The sequence below is a fragment of the Streptomyces sp. NPDC012466 genome (assembly GCF_042955215.1).
Lineage (GTDB): Bacteria > Actinomycetota > Actinomycetes > Streptomycetales > Streptomycetaceae > Streptomyces.
This window is the reverse complement of sequence record NZ_JBIBEQ010000001.1, coordinates 887,030-905,713: the sequence shown is the minus strand read 5'-3', so window position 1 is coordinate 905,713 and position 18,684 is coordinate 887,030. Positions and strand designations below refer to the sequence as shown.

14 protein-coding genes are annotated in these 18,684 nt (G+C 71.2%); 9 read left to right on the top strand and 5 right to left on the bottom strand.

Annotated elements, in window-relative coordinates; translation table 11 throughout:
• Positions 1-442: 442 nt before the first annotated feature.
• From ACFY9E_RS04060 to ACFY9E_RS04045, 4 genes are all read left to right on the top strand, one after another.
• Positions 443-1,648, top strand: coding sequence for a tyrosine-type recombinase/integrase (locus tag ACFY9E_RS04060; RefSeq protein WP_390979115.1), 1,206 nt, complete (start codon positions 443-445; stop codon positions 1,646-1,648).
• A 457-nt stretch (positions 1,649-2,105) separates the two neighbouring features.
• The gene (gene pcaC, locus ACFY9E_RS04055; protein ID WP_390979113.1) at positions 2,106-3,413 is read left to right on the top strand and encodes a 4-carboxymuconolactone decarboxylase; all 1,308 of its coding nucleotides are present in this window, start codon (positions 2,106-2,108) and stop codon (positions 3,411-3,413) included.
• 34 nt (positions 3,414-3,447) lie between these two features.
• Complete coding sequence (locus ACFY9E_RS04050; protein WP_390979111.1) at positions 3,448-4,083, top strand: MBL fold metallo-hydrolase; 636 nt, start codon at positions 3,448-3,450, stop codon at positions 4,081-4,083.
• Between the two features lie 52 nt (positions 4,084-4,135).
• Positions 4,136-4,915, top strand: coding sequence for an exodeoxyribonuclease III (locus ACFY9E_RS04045; protein ID WP_390979109.1), 780 nt, complete (start codon positions 4,136-4,138; stop codon positions 4,913-4,915).
• Here the strand turns inward: ACFY9E_RS04045 and ACFY9E_RS04040 are convergent.
• Positions 4,912-6,678, bottom strand: coding sequence for a GDSL-type esterase/lipase family protein (locus ACFY9E_RS04040; RefSeq protein ID WP_390979107.1), 1,767 nt, complete (start codon positions 6,676-6,678; stop codon positions 4,912-4,914). The genes ACFY9E_RS04045 and ACFY9E_RS04040 overlap by 4 nt on opposite strands.
• Before the next feature lie 220 nt (positions 6,679-6,898).
• On the opposite strand from ACFY9E_RS04040, the gene ACFY9E_RS04035 reads away from it, so the two are divergent.
• On the top strand, positions 6,899-7,306 hold the full coding sequence (locus ACFY9E_RS04035) for a DUF6278 family protein (protein WP_390979105.1): 408 nt from the start codon (positions 6,899-6,901) through the stop codon (positions 7,304-7,306).
• A 140-nt stretch (positions 7,307-7,446) separates the two neighbouring features.
• Entirely contained in the window at positions 7,447-8,190 is a 744-nt protein-coding gene (locus tag ACFY9E_RS04030; RefSeq protein ID WP_390979103.1) for an ATP-binding cassette domain-containing protein, read from the top strand.
• Between the two features lie 222 nt (positions 8,191-8,412).
• On the opposite strand, the gene ACFY9E_RS04025 is transcribed toward ACFY9E_RS04030, so the two are convergent.
• Positions 8,413-9,981 (bottom strand): CocE/NonD family hydrolase, encoded by a 1,569-nt coding sequence (locus tag ACFY9E_RS04025; protein ID WP_390979101.1) that lies wholly within the window; start codon positions 9,979-9,981, stop codon positions 8,413-8,415.
• Positions 9,982-10,097: 116 nt separating this feature from the next.
• On the bottom strand, positions 10,098-10,862 hold the full coding sequence (locus tag ACFY9E_RS04020; RefSeq protein WP_390979099.1) for a hypothetical protein: 765 nt from the start codon (positions 10,860-10,862) through the stop codon (positions 10,098-10,100).
• 104 nt (positions 10,863-10,966) lie between these two features.
• On the opposite strand from ACFY9E_RS04020, the gene ggt reads away from it, so the two are divergent.
• Complete coding sequence (ggt, locus tag ACFY9E_RS04015; protein ID WP_390979097.1) at positions 10,967-12,769, top strand: gamma-glutamyltransferase; 1,803 nt, start codon at positions 10,967-10,969, stop codon at positions 12,767-12,769.
• Positions 12,770-12,815: 46 nt separating this feature from the next.
• Here the strand turns inward: ggt and ACFY9E_RS04010 are convergent, their stop codons facing one another.
• Positions 12,816-15,347, bottom strand: a complete 2,532-nt coding sequence (locus ACFY9E_RS04010; protein WP_390979095.1) for an AAA family ATPase — start codon at positions 15,345-15,347, stop codon at positions 12,816-12,818.
• 183 nt (positions 15,348-15,530) lie between these two features.
• On the bottom strand, positions 15,531-16,298 hold the full coding sequence (gene map / locus ACFY9E_RS04005) for a type I methionyl aminopeptidase (RefSeq protein ID WP_390979093.1): 768 nt from the start codon (positions 16,296-16,298) through the stop codon (positions 15,531-15,533).
• Between the two features lie 32 nt (positions 16,299-16,330).
• On the opposite strand from map, the gene ACFY9E_RS04000 reads away from it, so the two are divergent.
• Complete coding sequence (locus ACFY9E_RS04000; RefSeq protein WP_390979091.1) at positions 16,331-16,582, top strand: helix-turn-helix domain-containing protein; 252 nt, start codon at positions 16,331-16,333, stop codon at positions 16,580-16,582.
• A gap of 98 nt (positions 16,583-16,680) precedes the next feature.
• Positions 16,681-18,543 (top strand): hypothetical protein, encoded by a 1,863-nt coding sequence (locus ACFY9E_RS03995; RefSeq protein ID WP_390979089.1) that lies wholly within the window; start codon positions 16,681-16,683, stop codon positions 18,541-18,543.
• Positions 18,544-18,684: the final 141 nt, after the last annotated feature.

The window sequence follows — 18,684 nt, the reverse complement described above, 5'->3', positions numbered from 1 at the left end:
GGTCGGTAAGCGACCCGCCTGGAGATCCGATGAGGAGTATTTCCGCCGATGCGCGTCCTCCGATCAGTCCGGCCGGCCGCCCCTGTCCGCTTACTCTTTGCGCGATACACGGTGGACCGTTCATGCCGGATCCACATACGGGGGCGGATCGATTGGCGTCGAGGCTGGCAGTCGGGGCGAGCCTCTTTTCGGAGCGCGAGCGCAACATAGACCAAGATTGCCGGTTAGCCAAACCGGCGATCTTCGCGACCATTGAGCAGGTCCGCATTTGGCTGTACTTGACAGTGGAGCCGTAGCGGACACAGAAGAAGGCAGCGCTCCCCAAACCCACCGGGGAGGGAGAGGAGGAGCATCGGCTACCGCAGCGGTGATACCCGCGGCACCCTTCGCTGAAGCGCAGTGGCCCCTCCGCCCGCGTGCAGTTTCCACACCCTCAAGGAGAGTGAGTACTCTGTCCGATCCCATCAAGAAACTTCCACCGAACTCGAAGGGGAAGGTTCGATACCGGTTTGTTGTCGACGCAGGAATCGACCCCGAAACTGGTAAGCGTAAGCAGTTGAGGCGCACCTTCGACTCGTTGAAGGAAGCTAGGGCTGAGTACGCAAACATAACTAACCGGCGGCATGATGGGTCGCTTGTGCCGCCCAACAAGATCACCGTGAATGAGTGGCTCGACCGATGGCTGGCCATGAAAGCGGAGGATCTCGAAGAAACCACCATCTACAACTACGGGATTACCCTGGACCGAGTTCGGGGGAGGCTCGGCAATATCCGTCTCCAGGACCTTACTGAAGAGCACGTGGAAGAGTGGAGAGACTGGGCGCTGGCGCATGGCCGCGTGCGTGGTAAAAGGGCCGGGACGCCACTCAGTGTCACGAGTGTGGATATGAGCCTCGCTCGGCTGAAGGAAGCGCTGGGGAGAGCCGTTACCCGGCGGTTGGTGTACGTCAATGTCGCTGCGCACGTGACCATTCCCCGGAGAGCGCGCAAGGAAGAACGGAAGACTAAAGAGGAGGTGCCGCCCTGGAACGTCCAGGAGGTTCAGAAATTCATCCATGGAATTAGGGGCGAGCGTCTCTATGCTGCGCTTCTTCTTTCGCTGATGGGGCTTCGCCCAGCTGAAGTCTGCGGCCTCCGGTGGGAAGACGTTGACTTGGAGAACGCCACGATCGTCATTGCCAACACGCGCACGATGATGGGCAACCGGTACGTGGTGGAGAAAGACACCAAGTCTCTTGCGGGTGAGCGGGACCTGCCGCTGCCGGCGCTGGTGCTGGGAGCCCTCAAGGCATTCCGGGCTCTCCAAGCCGAGGAGAGGCTCGCTTTGGGGGAGGCGTACACGGTGTCGGGCTACGTGCTGGCGCATGAGACGGGCGACGCCTTCACGATCAAGCAACTTCGCCGACGCGCGTACCGGCTTATGGAGCTTCTCGGGCTCCGTCGCGTCAGGCTCTACGACGCACGCTCGTCGTGCTTCACCTTCCTGGCCAACAACGGCGTCCCGGACCACATCCTCGCGCGATGGGCCGGACATACGAACGTAAAGACGACCAAGCGGTGGTACGTCAAGCCGGATGTAGAAGATCTTCGCGGAGCCGCCACCACTTGGGATGGCCTGCACGGGGGTACGGCAGAGGGGCAAGAGTGAGCCACGCGGACTATGAGCCGAGCAACTTGCGCGCCGTATGGCCTGCAGGATTGGGGCGAGGGGGCTTCGGAGTCCGCTTGCTGGTTTTGGACCGGTGGCTGTAACTGAGAGCATCCGGCTACGGCCAAGCCTTCTACCAAGCGTTCACCGTGTGGCGTTCAAGTTGCTGTTGGGCGGGGTTTCGGAAGGTTTCCAGGTGGATCGCGCCGAGCCTCGTTCGTGCCACCACACTCGATGCTGCTTCCTGAACCGCCTGGAGGCCGTGATCAAAGAGGAAAGCGTTGCTCGTAGCGGCTGAAGGAGGGCACGCGCCCGGAGGGCCCACTGCCGACACGGCCACGAGTACATGCCGGAGAATGTATACCTGGGTTCTCGTGGGCAGGACCGGAGCGGGGCAAGGCCCGCTAGGTCCACCCCGGCGATGTGACATCTCGTGACAGATGAGAGGCTCAGACGGGTGAGCGAGACACCACCGAACACCCTGCAATACCGCTTTGACGGGCCAGAAGACGCTCCCGTCCTGATCCTGGGTCCCTCACTGGGTACCACATGGCACATGTGGGACCGCCAGGTCCCCGAGCTGACCAAGCAGTGGCGCGTCTTCCGGTTCGATCTGCCGGGCCACGGCGGCGCCCCCGCGTACCCGGCGGGGTCGGTCGGCGATCTCACCACGCGGCTGCTGGCCACCCTCGAAGGGCTCGGCGTGCAGCGCTTCGGCTACGCGGGCTGCGCCCTGGGCGGCGCCGTCGGCATCGAGCTGGCCCTGCGCCACCCGGAGCGGCTCGCCTCGCTCGCGCTGATCGCGGCCTCCCCCCGCTTCGGTACGGCCGACGAGTTCCGGCAGCGAGGCGTGATCGTCCGTACGAACGGCCTCGACCCGATCGCCCGTACCGCGCCCGAGCGCTGGTTCACCGGCGGGTTCGCCGCCGCGCAGCCCGCGATCACCGAGTGGGCCGTGCAGATGGTGCGCACCACCGACCCCGGCTGCTACATCGCCTCCTGCGAGGCGCTCGCCTCGTTCGACGTCCGTCCCGAGCTCGGGCGGGTCGGCGTACCGACGCTGGTCCTGGTCGGGTCGGACGACCAGGTCACCGGCCCCGCCGAGGCCCGCACGCTGGTCGCCGGCATCCCGGACGCACGCCTCGCCGTCGTCCCCGGCGCCTCCCACCTCGTCCCGGTGGAGCAGCCCACCGCGGTCACCGACCTGCTGGTGCGCCACTTCTCCACGGCCTGGCAGCCCGCCTTCGAGACCTCCACCGGCCCGACCGCCCTGCCCCCGGCCGCCCTCAGACCGGTCCTGTCTCCCGCTCCGCCGCAGCCCCCGCAGACCGGGCCCGTCGCCGAGATCGCCCCGGTCGCCGTACCGCAGCAGGCCCAGGGCCGGCCCGATCCGTACGACGCCGGGATCAAGGTCCGCCGTGAGGTGCTGGGGGACGCGCACGTCGACCGGGCGCTGGCCCAGGCCGACGAGTTCTCCGGGGACTTCCAGGAGTTCATCACCCGCTATGCCTGGGGCGAGATCTGGGACCGCCCCGGACTGGACCGCCGTACCCGCAGCTGTGTCACCCTCACCGCCCTGGTCGCCGGCGGGCACCTGGACGAGCTGGCCTTCCACACCAGAGCCGCCCTGCGCAACGGCCTCACCCCCGGCGAGATCAAGGAAGTGCTGCTCCAGGCGGCCGTCTACTGCGGCGTACCGGCCGCGAACAGCGCTTTCAAGGTGGCCCAGCAGGTCATCCGCGAGGAGACCACGCCCCAGGAGTGAGCCCCGCGCCGGGGCGCGGAGGCAGGATGGAGTCATGAAGCTCACGAAGATGTCGCACGCCTGTGTCCGCCTCGAGAAGGACGGCCGGACCCTCGTCCTCGACCCCGGCGCCTTCAGCGAGGAGGACGCCGCGCTCGGCGCTGACGCGATCCTGGTCACCCACGAGCACCCCGACCACTTCGACGAGTTCCGGCTGCGGGCCGCGATGGAGAACAACCCGGCCGCCGAGATCTGGACCCTGAAGGCCGTCGCGGAGAAGATCTCCTCCGCCTTCCCCGGCCGCGTCCACACCGTCGGCCACGGCGACACCTTCGACGCCGCGGGCTTCGACGTCCAGGTCCACGGCGAACTCCACGCGGTGATCCACCCGGACATCCCGCGCGTCACCAACGTCGGCTACCTCGTCGACGGCGGCAGGGTCTTCCACCCCGGCGACGCCCTCACCGTCCCCGGCCGCCCGGTCGAGACGCTGATGCTCCCCGTGATGGCCCCCTGGAGCAAGATCTCCGAGGTCATCGACTACGTGCGCGAGGTGAGGCCGCAGCGCGCCTACGACGTCCACGACGCCCTCCTCACCGACCTGGCCCGCCCGATCTACGACCGCCAGATCGGGCAGCTCGGCGGTTCGGAGCACCTGCGGCTGACGCCCGGCGACTCCGCGGAGGTCTAGGCCGTCACGGGGCCCGGCCGCGTTGTCGGACCCTCCGGGTAGGTTGTGGGACATGCGCATCGCGACCTGGAACGTGAACTCGATCACCGCCCGCCTGCCGAGGCTCCTGGCCTGGCTGGAGAGCAGCGGCACGGACGTGCTGTGCCTCCAGGAGGCCAAGGTCTCCGAGGCGCAGTTCCCGGCGGAGCAACTGCGCGAGCTGGGCTACGAGTCGGCCGTCCACGCCACCGGCCGGTGGAACGGCGTGGCGGTGCTCTCCCGCGTCGGACTGGAGGACGTCGTCAAGGGCCTGCCCGGCGACCCCGGGTTCGACGGCTCGGTGGAGCCCCGCGCCATCTCGGCGACCTGCGGCCCGCTGCGCGTCTGGTCGGTCTACGTGCCGAACGGCCGTGAGGTGGACCACCCGCACTACGCCTACAAGCTCCAGTGGTTCGAGGCTCTCAAGGCCGCCGTCGCCGGTGACGCGGCGGGCAGCCGCCCCTTCGCCGTGATGGGCGACTACAACGTGGCGCCGACGGACGACGACGTCTTCGACCCCGCCTTCTTCGAGGGCTCCACCCACGTCACCCCCGCCGAGCGTGCCGCCCTCACCTCCCTGCGCGAGGCCGGCCTGTCGGACGTGGTCCCGCGGCCCCTGAAGTACGACCGCCCGTTCACGTACTGGGACTACCGCCAGCTCGCCTTCCCGAAGAACCGCGGCATGCGCATCGACCTGGTGTACGCCAACGCACCCTTCGCCAAGGCGGTCGGCGACGCGTACGTGGATCGCGAGGAGCGCAAGGGCAAGGGCGCCTCGGACCACGCGCCCGTGGTCGTGGACCTGGACGTCTAGGGCCGCAGCAGCCGCAGGTCGACCGAGTCCGCCAGGGCCGCCAGCCCCGCGTCGCCCGGATGCAGATGGTCCCCGCTGTCGTGGGCGGGCAGCATCCGGGAGGGCCGCTGCGGGTCACGCACCACCGCGTCGAAGTCGAGCACCCCGTCGAAGACCCCGCCGGCGCGGATCCATTCGTTCACCGCGACCCGCTCGGTGTCGACGGCGGGCGTGCACCGCGCCTCGCCCTCGCAGGGCAGGATCGTCGCCGCGAGCATCCGCAGCCCGCGGGCGTGCCCGCGCGCGGCGAGTTCGCGCAGCCCATCGATCACCTGCTTCGCCGAGGTGCCCCACCGCAGGTCGTTGACGCCCTCGAAGACGACGGCGGTGCGCGCCGTCGGCTGGGCGAGGACGTCCCGGTCGAAGCGGTGCAGGGCGCTCACCCCTGCCGTGTCCGTGGACACCCCGTCGCCGGGGTAGCGGTCGGTGACCACGCGGTTGCCCGAGACGCCCAGGTTCAGCACGCCGTAGCGCGGGACGGTGTCCTGTCTGAGGAGCCGGCCGGCCAGGACGTCGGGCCAGCGCCGGTTGGCGTCCACCGTGGACTTGTCGCCGTCGGTGATCGAGTCCCCGAGCAGGACCACGGACCCGGGCCCGCCGCCGACGTCGACCCCGGCGAGCAGCGGCCAGCGGGTGATCACCGAGGTGTACGCCCCGGGAGCGCCGTCCGCCGCGTGGTCACCGGGCTCGCTGACGTAGGAGCGCTGCTGGGCGAGCCCGTGCACGGGCGCCGCGGCCACCGTGCCGGGCAGGTGGAAGCTCACCAGCAGATCGGCGTCCGCCGGTACGGAGAAGCCGAGCGGATCGCTGAACGCCTGGGCCCCGGCCGGGACGGTCACGCCCGCCGCACCGCCGAAGGCCAACGCCACCGGGGTGTCGCGCGAGGCCGCGCCCGACGCCTGGACCGCCACCGTCGCGCTGCCGATCCGTACCGGGGCCGCCGCGAAGGTGTTGTCGAACCGCACCCGCACACGGGATCCGCCGGCTGACGTGTGCACGACCAGCCGCAGCGTCCGGTCCGTCCAGGGACCCACGGCGGCGTAACCGCCCGTGGCCGTCGTCCAGCTGCCCGTCCAGCCTCGTGTGGCGGTCCGTACCGACACCGCGAAGACGTGCAGTCCGGCCGCGTTCGGCAGCCGGACCGAGGCCACCGGACGCCCCGGGACCAGCGGCACCGTCACGGCGTACAGGCGGGCCTGCCGGGTGAGCTGGCCGGCCGGCGTGTTCAGGTGCGGCAGGGCCACCGCCTTGGTCGCGAGCGGGCCGGTGCGCCAGTCGGGTGCGGTCAGCCGGTAGCCGGAGCGGGAGCCGTTCGCGTACGTGACCGTGCCCCGGCCGCCCACCTCCGTGCCGGCGGTGCCCGCCACCAGGAAGGCGAGGGCGTCACCGCGTCCCGTGATCCGGACGTCCTGCCCGGCGGCGCGGACGTTGTCCGGCTGGCCGGGCCGCCGTTCGGGCCAGGTCAGACGGGCACCCTGCACGGTCAGGGCGCGACCGGGCGTCCAGCCCGCGGCCGTGAGGTCCCGCGCCGACAGGGAGGCGCCCGACCCGTCGAAGTCGGCCTCCCCGGGACGGCTGTCGTCGCTGACGGCCACGTTGTCGAACAGCCGCTCCAGCGGCACCGGTGCGGCCCGCCCCTTCTCGACGGCCTGCGCGGAGACCGCCGGGACCGACGACCCGCACAGGGCCAGGACGACCGAGATCCCCCGGACACATCGGCGCACGGCCGACTCCTCCCGCTCAGCGACACACGACGACAACACGAAACGCAGGGACGGAACCGAAGAGGTAACGACGGCCGAGACGCAAAGACGCACGGTGAAGTTAGGGAGACTGGAGTGACGCGTCAACGCGCGCCGCGTGAACTCGGCCTGAACTCGACCCGGATCGGCGGGCCCGCGCGCCCTGTGGTGCATACGGCGGTACGAATGACACGCTGGACGTATGAACATCCCTTTCCTGGGCAACCGGCGCCAGAAGATCGGGTTCCCCGATCCCGCAGGCATCGCGGAACTCCTCGCCGAGTGCGAACTGCTCCGCTCCCAGGCGTACCGGGAGGGTGTCCGGCTGGACGACTCGGCGGCCTCCCTCGAAGCGCTGGACCAGCTCGTGCCGCGCTGGCGGGACGACGAGGAGACCCTGCCCTGGCTCGGCAACGACGCCGGGCTCTACCTCGGCACCGTCATCGTGCGCACCGTGCCGGGGGCCGCCTGGGAGATCCGGTCCGACGGGCAACCGGTCGTGCGGCTGACCTCCGGCCGGGAGTTCGACGTCGTGGACTCCGGGCACGAGTGGGCCGTCAACGGGGTCCCCGAGCTGTCGCAGCTGTACGCCGAAGTCGCGGAGTCGTGAGCCCCATGACGGCACCCATTGGCCCAACGTCCGACGTAAATACGGCTAATGATCGAAAAGTGCGTGTCGCCCGACAACTCCGATCTTGCCTGGATACGTTGCGGCAACCACCACACAGCTGAGAGTGAGTAGGGCTGAGTATGGCCGTCGAGCCGCTGATCGAGCTGCGTGACGTCAACAAGCACTTCGGGGAGCTGCATGTCCTGCAGGACATCAACCTCACCGTCGCCCGGGGGGAGGTGGTCGTGGTCATCGGCCCGTCCGGCTCGGGGAAGTCGACCCTCTGCAGGGCGATCAACCGCCTGGAGACCATCGAGTCCGGGGAGATCGTCCTCGACGGGCAGCCGCTGCCGGAGGAGGGCAAGCCGCTGGCCCGGCTGCGCGCCGACGTCGGCATGGTCTTCCAGGCGTTCAACCTCTTCGCCCACAAGACCGTCCTGCAGAACCTCTCGCTGGGGCAGGTCAAGGTGCGCGGGCGCAAGAAGGAGGACGCTGACAAGCGCTCCCGGGAACTCCTCGAGCGGGTCGGTGTCGCCGACCAGGCGGACAAGTACCCGGCGCAGCTCTCCGGCGGCCAGCAGCAGCGTGTGGCGATCGCCCGCGCCCTGGCCATGGAGCCCAAGGCGATGCTCTTCGACGAGCCGACCTCGGCCCTCGACCCGGAGATGATCAACGAGGTGCTGGAGGTCATGAAGCAACTCGCCCGCGAGGGCATGACCATGATCGTCGTCACGCACGAGATGGGCTTCGCCCGCTCGGCCGCCAACCGCGTCGTCTTCATGGCCGACGGCCGGATCGTCGAGGACCGCAGCCCCGACGAGTTCTTCACCAACCCCAGCAGTGACCGCGCCAAGGACTTCCTCTCCAAGATCCTCAAGCACTGAACGAGCAGGCACCGGACGGCTCGTCGGATCGGACCTCGACTACGATGTGCCCTTCATCCCTGTCGGAGAGGGGGACTTCGCCGAAGGCCGCCGATCCCGCCGGGGGTGAGCAGACCGCCCGTCCGGTCCGCGGGGCCTTCCCACCGGGTGCGGCCCCCACGGCCCGAAGGCCATGGGGGCGGCGGTTCACATCGGCCAGGCCCGTCCGGCGGCAGCCGGAGATCACTGCTCGCGCAGCGGAACCGACACGTACGACGGGTCGTTCGCCGGCGAGGAGAAGGTCAGCTGCGCGCCGGACGGGTTGTGCTCGATGTAGAGCGGGTCGACCGTGTCGACGACCAGGGCGAGGCGATGCCCGGCCGGGACGTCGTAGGCCGTGGAGTACAGCTCCAGGTCGACGCCGAACGGCTTTCCGGGGGTGCGCCCGTGGAAGGTGTACGGCGCGTGGGTGACCAGCTTGCCGAGGCCGAGCGGCCCCACGTCGTACAGGTAGGCGACGAGGGTGCCGCTCTCCTTGGTCGGGGTGAGGGTCGTGTGCAACGTGGCCGTTCCGCGCACCTGTTGGGCCGAGGCGTACTTCTCCGACTGCCAGACGGCCGCCCAGCGGCGGGGGATCAGCGGGATCGAGGCCATCGGCGGCACCTTCGCCACCTGGTCGAGGATGCTGGACAGGAGGACGACCCCGCCGTCCGCCCCCGAGTTCACGTTGGCGCGGATCGTGGTCGTGCCCGCGAGGGCGATCTTCCGGTGGGCGGCGCCGGCCGACTTCCAGTCCGGGTAGCCCTCGTAGCCGCCCGCGGAGCGGGACTTGAGCTGGACGGGCTGTTCACGGTCGATGCCGTTGTCCTCGCCCCGGAGGTAGTGGCCGAACCAGCGCTCGGTGTCCTTCCACACGTCGTTGGGCAGCCCGAACAGGCCGGTCAGCTCGGCGGTGGCGTGGTCACCCGGCCGCATCTCCAGCCGCTTCGGGCCGGTCAGCTTCTCGTAGAAGTCGGCGTACTGGTTGGGCGGGAAGACGCTGTCGCCCCAGGCGTTGGCGAGCATGACCGCCGCGCCGTTTCTGTTGATCTGGTCGACGTAGGTAGCAGCGGAACGTTTCTTCCCCCAGGCGATGAGCTCGGGTTCCTTCGCCAGGTTGGAGCTGTAGAAGTCGTCGAAGGTCTGCCGCAGTTCCGCGCTCTGGCGGCCCGTCACCACGCTCGCGCCGTCCAGCAGGGAGGCGGCCTGGACGTGCTGGGTGCGCCCGGCGTAGATGGAGCCGATCAGGTCGGCCCAGCCGCTGAGCGAGGCGACCGCCCTGACCCGCTTGTCGTGCGCGGCGGTGAGCAGGCTGATCCCCGCACCGTAGGAGACGCCCGCCATGCCGATGTGCCCGGCGTCCGCGGGGGTGTGGGTGAGCGCCCAGTCGATCACCTTCGACGCGTCGGCCACGTCCGGTGGGCCCGCCACTTCTATCTCGCCGCCCGACTGCCAGAAGCCGCGCACGTTGTAGGTGACCACGACGTATCCGGAGTCGGCGAGCTGCTGCGCCTGGGCCAGGTACTCGACCTGCGGCAGGCCCCAGCTCGTGGGCATGACGAGCAGCGGGTAGCGGTCGCCGCCGCGGGCGCCGGCGGGGGTGACGACGTTGGCCTTGAGGACGGTGCCGCCGTCGCCGGCGATGTCGACGAAGCGGATGGGGTTCGGTGCCGCCTGGGCGGTGGGGGCGAATCCGAGGGCGGTGCCGGCGACCAGGGTTGCCGAGACGGCGCCTACGGCGGTGGTGCGCAGGGCCTTGCGGTGGGGTCCCACGGGTCACTCCTCACTCGTGTCAGTGCAAAGTGACCGAACGGTAACCTCGGTGGCTTACCAGGGGTAACCCGTCGGTAAGTTACGTGCCAGTAACGATTGTTGAGCAGTGGAGGGCTTCAGGAGGCGCGGTGTGTACTGCGTGGAACCGCCGTCGTCGCGGCGGGCAGCGGGGTCTGTGCCGCTCGTGTCACGTCCTCCACCAGTTCGACGACGTCCGGGCCGTACGCCTGCGAGTTGATGACCTTGAGCAGCAGTACGAAGGAGCTGTCGCCGTACGTGCGGGTCAGGCGCTCGTGGTTGCGGGCGAGGTAACGGGTGGTGGCCTGGTTGGTGATCGACGTCTGGCCGCAGAAGAGGAAGACCGGCCGGGTGTGCTGACTCCGGTCCGCGGTGAGCCGGGCGAGCAGTGCGTACTCCTCCCTGCCGTTGTCCATGCGGTAGCGCTCGGTGCCGACCTGGAACGCGCCGCGGTCCGGGCCCGGCTCGGCGTCGACGTTCACCCGCACACCCGGAAGCAGTGAGGACAGATGGGCCGCCATCCGACGGTTGGACGCCGGGCCGCCCACACAGAACTCGGTGCGCTCCCCGAAACCCTGTCGTGCGGTGTCGTGCGGAAGTATCTGAGCGTGGGCGTTGCAGTCCTTGATCAATGCGGCGAGTTCGAGCAGCGCGAACACGTCGTAGCGCATCACCGCCAACTCGGGTCCGCTCGCGCCCCGGTTCACCACGAGCAGGGACTCGGAGTTGTCCGGGAGCCCGAAGAACACCTGCTTCCGGCGAAGTCTGCGCCTCCACAGGTAGGTGCGGGCCACCCAGCCCAGCGCGGCACTGATGCCCGCCGCGATCACGCCCAGCACGATGTTGCGCACGTCGTCATTCATGGGCGCGCATGCTAGCGGGCCCGACGCACCGGTGTTCGACGCCTGCCTGACGCGGCCATGGCGATGAATTAAGCTGCGCGAACGGCCTTTGACTGGAGGTGCGGATGCGTCGCCCTGTCGCACGGAATCTGACGGTCCTGGCGGTTTCGGCCGCCGTGGTGGTGTCGGTGGGAGCGGCGGCGCCGCCACCCGCCGCGCAGAGCCCCGGCGGTGAGAAGTCCCCGGTGGCCGTCGGCTACGGCGGAGCCGTCTCCAGCGTCGACCCCGACGCTTCCGCCGCCGGCATCGAGGTTCTGCGGAAGGGCGGCAACGCCGTCGACGCGGCCGTCGCCACGGCCGCCGCGCTCGGCGTCACCGAGCCCTACTCCGCCGGCATCGGCGGAGGCGGCTACTTCGTCTACTACGACGCCAAGTCCCGCACGGTACGCACCATCGACGGCCGCGAGACCGCCCCGCTGAGCGCCGACAAGGACCTGTTCGTCGAGAACGGCAAGCCCGTTCCCTTCGCCGAAGCCGTCAGCAGCGGCCTGAGCGTCGGCACCCCCGGCACACCCGCCACCTGGCAGACGGCACTCGACCAGTGGGGCAGCAAGCGGCTCGCGAGTGTGCTGAAGCCGGCCGAGCGGCTGGCGCGCGACGGCTTCGCCGTCGACGAGACGTTCCGGGCCCAGACGGCGTCCAACGAGACCCGCTTCCGCTACTTCCCGGACACCGCCGACCTGTTCCTGCCGGGCGGGCGACTCCCGGTCGTCGGCTCCACCTTCAAGAACCCCGACCTCGCCCGCACGTACGCGGAGCTGGGACGCAAGGGCGTCGACGCGCTCTACCACGGCCGGCTCGGCCGGGACATCGTCGACACCGTCAACAAGCCGCCGGTGGACCCCGGCTCGGGCTGGAACGCCCGGCCGGGCGACCTGACCGTCCAGGACCTGGCCGCTTACCGCACCAGGCTCCAGGCGCCCACCAGGACCTCGTACCGCGGCCTCGGCGTCTACTCCATGGCGCCGTCCTCCTCCGGCGGCACGACGGTCGGGGAGGCGCTCAACATCCTCGAGCGGACCGACCTGTCCAAGGCGAGCAAGGCGCGCTATCTGCACCGCTTCATCGAGGCCAGCCGGATCGCCTTCGCCGACCGGGGACGGTGGGTGGGCGACCCCGCCTTCGAGGACGTGCCGACGAAGGAACTGCTGTCACAGCGGTTCGCCGACTCGCGCGAGTGCCTCATCAAGGACGACGCGGTGCTGACCAGCCCCGTGGCGCCCGGCGATCCGCGTCATCCGCAGCGCTGCGGCTCCGGCGGCACGGCGGCTCCCACCACGTACGAGGGCGACAGCACCACGCATCTGACGGTGGCCGACAAGTGGGGGAACGTCGTCGCCTACACCCTCACCATCGAGCAGACCGGCGGCAGCGGGATCACCGTCCCCGGGCGGGGATTCATCCTCAACAACGAACTGACGGACTTCTCCTTCACCCCGGCGAACCCGGCGGTGCACGACCCGAACCTGCCGGGGCCGGGCAAGCGCCCGCGCTCGTCCATCTCGCCGACGATCGTGCTGGACCGGCACGACAGGCCCGTGGTGGCCCTGGGGTCGCCGGGGGGCGCGACGATCATCACGACCGTTCTGCAGACGCTCACCGGGTTCGTCGACCGGGGCCTGCCGCTGGTCGACGCGATCGCGGCTCCGCGCGCCAGTCAGCGGAACGCCGCGCAGACCGAGCTGGAACCCGGTCTCGACAGTGACGTCAGGAAGCAGCTCGAGGCGATCGGGCACTCCTTCAAGGCGAACCCGGAGATCGGCGCGGCGACGGGCGTCCAGCGGCTGCCGGGCGGGAAGTGGCTGGCAGCCGCCGAGACCGTGCGGCGGGGTGGGGGATCGGCGATGGTGGTGCGGCCTGTGCGCTGAGTGCCCGCGGGTGCGTGGGGGCTGGCCGCGCGGTTCCCCGCGCCCCTCAGGGCGATGCTGAGCTCTGCGTCCGGAAGTTCAGGTGCCCGTCCTCCACGTCCACGGTCACCTGGCCGTTCTTCGCCACCCTGCCGTCCAGCAGCAGCCGTGACAGCTCGTTGTCCACCTCGCGCTGGATGGTGCGGCGGAGCGGACGGGCGCCGTACTCCGGCTGGTAGCCGCGGTCGGCCAGCCACTCCACGGCCCGGTCGGTGAAGGTCACCGTGATGCCCTTGTCCTGTACCAGGGAGCGGGTGCGGTCCAGCAGGAGGTTGGTGATCCGGCGCAGCTGCTCCGTGGTGAGCTGGCGGAAGACGACGATCTCGTCGATGCGGTTGAGGAACTCGGGGCGGAAGTGCTCACGCAGCGGGCGCAGGATCTGCTCGCGGCGGGCCTCCTCGTCCGCGTCGGCGCCGCCCGCGGCGAAGCCCGTCGTGGCGCCCCGGCGGGTGATCGCCTCGGAGCCGAGGTTGCTCGTCATCACGATGACCGTGTTGCTGAAGTCCACCGTGCGGCCCTGGGAGTCGGTCAGCCGGCCGTCGTCGAGGACCTGGAGCAGGACGTTGAAGACGTCCGGGTGGGCCTTCTCCACCTCGTCCAGCAGGAGCAGCGAGTACGGGTGGCGGCGCACGACCTCCGTCAGCTGGCCCGCCTCCTCGTGGCCGACGTAGCCGGGCGGGGCGCCGACCAGCCGGCTGACGGTGTGGCGCTCCTGGTACTCGCTCATGTCCAGCCGGACCATGCGGTCCTCGCTGCCGAACAGTGCCTCGGCGAGCGCCCGGGCCAGTTCGGTCTTGCCGACGCCCGTCGGGCCGAGGAACAGGAAGCTGCCGATCGGGCGGTCGGGAGCCGCGAGTCCGGCGCGGGAGCGCAGCACCGCGTCCGAGACGACCCGTACGGCCTCGTCCTGGCCGACCACGCGCTGGTGCAGATGTTCCTCCAGACCCAGCAGGCGTTCCTTCTCCTCCTGGGTGAGGCTGCTGACCGGGATGCCGGTCTGCCGGGACACCACCTCCGCGATCGCCTCGGCGCCGACCACGAGGTCCTGACCCTCGTCGACCTCGCTGTCGCCACCGGCGTCGGTGATGCGCTGCTTCAGCTCCACGACCCGGTCGCGCAACTGGGTGGCCTGCTCGTACTGCTCGTCCGCGACGGCCTGGTCCTTGTCCCGGGTCAGTTGCTCCAGCTCCCGCTCCAGGGCCCGTACGTCCGTGCCCTTGGTCCGGGCCCGCAGCCGCACGCGGGCACCGGCCTGGTCGATCAGGTCGATCGCCTTGTCGGGCAGGCGGCGGTCGGTGAGGTAGCGGTCCGACAGCTCCACTGCCGCGACCAGGGCCTCGTCGGTGTAGCGGACCTGGTGGTGGGCCTCGTAGCGGTCCTGGAGGCCGCGCAGGATCTCGATCGCGTCCGCGGGCGTCGGCTCCGGCACCATGATCGGCTGGAAGCGGCGGGCCAGCGCCGCGTCCTTCTCGATGCGGCGGTACTCCTCCAGCGTGGTGGCGCCCACGATGTGCAGTTCGCCCCGGGCGAGGGCCGGCTTGAGGATGTTCCCGGCGTCCATCGAGCTGCCGTCGCCGCCACCGGAACCGGCGCCCACGACCGTGTGCAGCTCGTCGATGAAGATGATCAACTGGTCGGAGTGGGCGCGGATCTCGCCCACGATGTTGTTCATCCGCTCCTCGAAGTCGCCCCGGTAGCGGGTGCCCGCGACCACGCCCGTGAGGTCCAGGGCGACCACGCGGCGCCCGATCAGCACATCGGGCACGTCCGCCTCGGAGATGCGCTGCGCCAGCCCCTCCACGATGGCCGTCTTGCCGACGCCCGCGTCACCGATCAGCACCGGGTTGTTCTTGCCGCGGCGGGAGAGGACCTCGACGGTCTGCTCGATCTCCTGGTCCCGGCCGATCACCGGGTCGATCCGGCCCTGCCGGGCCAGCTCGGTCAGGTCACGCCCGTACTTGTCGAGCGTCGGCGTGTTCGTCGGGCGCGGGCGCTCCGACTGGGGGGCCTCCGGCGCCTCGGGCGGTTCGGAGGGGGCGAAGCGGGCCGCGTTCAGGATGTGCCCGGCGGCCGAGTCGGGGTTCGACGCCAGGGCGCTGAGCACGTGCTCCGGGCCGATGTAGCCGTAGCCGCGTGCCCGGGCCATGTCGTGCGCGTCCAGCAGGGCCCGTTTCGCGGCCGGGGTGAGGGAGAGCGCGGTCGGCGGCGGGGCGTCGTCCGGTGTGTGCTGCGCGGGTCCGGACCGGTCGTCGATCTGCGACGCCAGCGAGTCGGGGTTGGCGCCGGCCTTGCTGAGCAGGGTGCGGGTGGGTTCGGTGGCGAGCGCCGCCCGCAACAGGTGCTGGGTGTCGAGGTCCCGGCTGCCGTGCTCGGCGGCGTACTGGGCGGCGCCGCGGACGAGCTCCCGGGCCGGCTGACTGAGCAGCCGCCCGAGATCGATCTGCCGGGGACCTGGACGCGGTCCGCCGAAGAAGCGTGCGAGGAATTCTCCGAAGGGGTCCGAGCCGTAGCCCTCCGGGCTGGTGAAGCCGCTGCTCATGGGCCTTCCGTTCCCGGCGTCCCCGGCGCGCGGGCGGGGGACGCCCTCGCTGGTCGACGTGCCGGGGTCGGGTAACCCGGGTGGCAGCCGGTTACACCTGGGGCGCGCTCGTAGAACACCTTCGCACGATCGTCGGCGAGGGGCACCTTCAGGGCATACCGGGAGGAAGGGAGTGCGCGGGCTTCAGCGCGCTGTCAGGATCCTCGGCCCGGAATCCGTGATCGCCACCGTGTGCTCCGCGTGGGCGGCGCGGGAACCGTCGTTCGTTTTCAGGGTCCAGCCGTCGGGGGCCGCGTGGTAGGCGTCCGTGCCGCCCGCGATGACCATGGGCTCGATCGCCAGCACCATGCCGTGCCGCAGCCGCATACCGCGACCCGGTCGGCCCTCGTTCGGCACCCCGGGGTCCTCGTGCATGCGGCGGCCGATGCCGTGGCCGCCGAAGCCGTCCGGGATGCCGTAGCCGGCGCCCCGGCACACCGTGCCGATCGCGTGGGCGATGTCGCCGATGCGGTTGCCCACGACGGCGGCCTCGATGCCGGCCGCGAGGGCCTGCTCGACGGTTCCGATGAGGCGGAGGTCCGCGGCGCGCGGGGTGCCCACGACGAAGCTGAGCGCGGAGTCGCCGACCCAGCCGCCCAGTTCGGCGCCGAAGTCGACGGAGACCAGGTCGCCGTCGCGCAGGCGGTAGCGGGTCGGGACGCCGTGCACGATCGCGTCGTTGACCGAGACGCACAGGACGGCGGGGAAGGGGGTCGGCGCGAAGGACGGCCGGTAGCCGAGGAAGGGCGAGGTCGCGCCCGCCTCGCGCAGGACGTCGTGCGCCACCTCGTCCAGTTCCAGCAGGGAGACGCCCACGTCGGCGGCCTTCCGGGCGGCCGTCAGGGCGCGGGCGACGACCTGGCCCGCCTCGTACATCGCGTCGATCGAAGTGTCTGTCTTGAGCTCCACCATGCCAATTACTATACCGGTATTAGAATGGGGTCATGGTGCGCACCCCTCTCACCCCAGAAGAGCGCGAACGCGGCGAGCGGCTCGGCCGGCTGCTGCGTGAGGCGCGTGGTTCCCGGAGCATGACGGAGATCGCGGCGAGCGCGGGCATCTCCGCGGAGACCCTGAGGAAGATCGAGACCGGGCGGGCCCCGACCCCGGCCTTCTTCACGGTGGCCGCCCTGGCCGGAGTGCTCGGGCTGTCGATGGACGAACTGGCGGTGCAGTGCGTCCTGGTGCCTGTCTGAGGCTCCCGCGCCGCACGTGAAAACTCCCCGTAGCACGTCTGTAACACGACTGGTGTTGCCTACGGGGCGGAGTGCTCCGGTCTCACGGGAGTTGAGCGATGGCGGCGGATCAACTCCCGGCTGGAGTCGGGGAGTTCGCGACCTACCTGAATGGCCTGCTGGCACGCCTCGATCCGTCCGGCGGCTGGTGCGCGGTCTTCTGGCAGCGCGACCCGGAGGGCATGCGGGCCTGTCTCGACGGGCGGGAGATGCCGCCGTGGGACGTGGTCGAGGCCCTGCTCCAGGATCTCGCCGGACAGCACGGCCCCCGAAGCTCCGGCCCGGAGCAGGACCGCGCCCGCTCCCTGCACGCCGCAGCGCTCGCCGCGTACGACATGCGGCCCGGGGGCCGCGACGCCCTCGGTGACCGTCTCGACGTCATGCTCCGCGAACGGAAGTACGCGGCGGAACGCCGGGCCGTCCTGGCCCGCCAGCTGACCTCGGCCACGACCCGCGCACAGGCGGACGCCCTCCGCCTGGACCTGGCCTGGGCCCAGGACGATCACGACCGGGCCGTAGCGCGCTGCGCGGAACTCCGGGCGCGGATCGCCCAGGTGGACCGGCGCGAGCAGGGGGCGCCCCCCGGAGCACGGAACGAGGCGGACGCGCTGCGCGGCGCCGGGGCGGGGTCGCCCGCCCTGCCGCAGCAGCACCGCACGGGTCCGGTCTCGACGGTGACCGCCGCACCCGGCCGGCACGACGCCGTCACCCCGGAGGCCGGGCGGTACGCCCAGGGGCGTCCAGGGAGCCGGAGCGGCTCCGGGGAGGCCGTCGAGGGGGCCTCGCCCGAGGTGTTCGCGGCCTCGGCCGGTACCGGTCCCTCCGGTCGGTACGACGACACCCGCTACGACGCCGTCACCCCGGAGGCCGGGCGGCAGGCCCAGGGGGGTCCGGGGAGCCGGAGCGGCTCCGGGGAGGCCGACGTGTTCGCGGGCCCGGGCGGGACCGGGGCCTGGTGGCGCGCTCTGCAGCGCCCGGGGGCCCGGAGCGGCTCCGGGGAGGCCACGCCCGAGGTGTTCGCGGGCCCGGGCGGGACCGGGGCCGGGCGGCGTGCTCCGCAGGGCGCGGAGCACCGGAGCGCCCGTACGGAAACCGTCGCGGGCGGCTCGCCCGACGCGTTCACCGCCCCGGCCCTCCCCGACGCGTTCACCGCCCCAGTTCCCGCGCCCCTCACTCCCAAGCAACGCAAACGCCGTCGTGGCAGCGCCCGTTTCGCCGGAATGGCGGACGAGGGCACCGCACCCGTCACCGTGCCGCCCGCCACCGTGCCGACCATGCCCGAACCCACCCCCGCGGCCACCGGCCGTACCCCCCGGGGCGCGCGCTTCGCCGGGGCCGCCGAGGAGGCGGGGGTGGGGGAGCGCCCGGTGCGGGAGGCCACGCCGGGCGGGGCCGCCGACCTGGCCGAGGTGCGAAGGAGCGTCGACGCGCTGGCCCGGCTGCGGAGCGAGGGACGCAGCGGGGAGGCCCACGCGCTGCTCGCCGAGATCGCCTCGTGGGAGCCCGGCAGGTTCCCGCTGCTCGCGGAGGGGCTGCACGTCGCCGGGCTGGGCGCCGACTGGCAGACCCTGCTGTGGGAGGCCGCCTCACTGCCCGCCGGACGACTGGTCGCCGCCGCCGACGCGCTGGTCGCGGCCGGACGGCCGGGGGACGGGCGGCAGATGCTCCGGCAGGGGGTCGCCCGGCCGCCGGGCGAGCTCGGGCAGGCCGTCCTCGGTCTGGTCGCCGAGGGGCGGCACCGCGAGGTGAGGGTGCTGCTCGACGCGTTGGTGAGGGCCCGTACCCCCGAGGAGGCCGCCCGCAGCGCCCAGCCCGATCCGCAGCGCCTCGTACCGCTCCTGCTGGAAGCCGCCCGGGGCGTCTCGGAGGAGCGCCGCTGGGATCTCGTGCACGCCCTGCGCGTCGCCGGATTACCCGCCTGACCGGCGACATCGTGCCCCGGGTGACTCACCCACAGGAGTGCGAATCGCGCAATGCCCCGCGGGTTGGCGACGATGGTCTTGGCAACCCCGTGCCAGAGGCTTACGTTCGTGGCTCTACGGCCCGCTTCTACGGGCGTAGAG

Bases quoted from the DNA above. Each gene is read 5' to 3' on its own strand.
- ACFY9E_RS04050 (WP_390979111.1), top strand. From the start codon at position 3,448: ATGAAGCTCACGAAGATGTCGCACGCCTGTGTCCGCCTCGAGAAGGAC.
- ACFY9E_RS04045 (WP_390979109.1), top strand. From the start codon at position 4,136: ATGCGCATCGCGACCTGGAACGTGAACTCGATCACCGCCCGCCTGCCG.
- ACFY9E_RS04035 (WP_390979105.1), top strand. From the start codon at position 6,899: ATGAACATCCCTTTCCTGGGCAACCGGCGCCAGAAGATCGGGTTCCCC.
- ACFY9E_RS04030 (WP_390979103.1), top strand. From the start codon at position 7,447: ATGGCCGTCGAGCCGCTGATCGAGCTGCGTGACGTCAACAAGCACTTC.
- ACFY9E_RS04020 (WP_390979099.1), bottom strand. From the start codon at position 10,862: ATGAATGACGACGTGCGCAACATCGTGCTGGGCGTGATCGCGGCGGGC.
- ggt (WP_390979097.1), top strand. From the start codon at position 10,967: ATGCGTCGCCCTGTCGCACGGAATCTGACGGTCCTGGCGGTTTCGGCC.
- ACFY9E_RS04010 (WP_390979095.1), bottom strand. From the start codon at position 15,347: ATGAGCAGCGGCTTCACCAGCCCGGAGGGCTACGGCTCGGACCCCTTC.
- map (WP_390979093.1), bottom strand. From the start codon at position 16,298: ATGGTGGAGCTCAAGACAGACACTTCGATCGACGCGATGTACGAGGCG.
- ACFY9E_RS04000 (WP_390979091.1), top strand. From the start codon at position 16,331: ATGGTGCGCACCCCTCTCACCCCAGAAGAGCGCGAACGCGGCGAGCGG.
- ACFY9E_RS03995 (WP_390979089.1), top strand. From the start codon at position 16,681: ATGGCGGCGGATCAACTCCCGGCTGGAGTCGGGGAGTTCGCGACCTAC.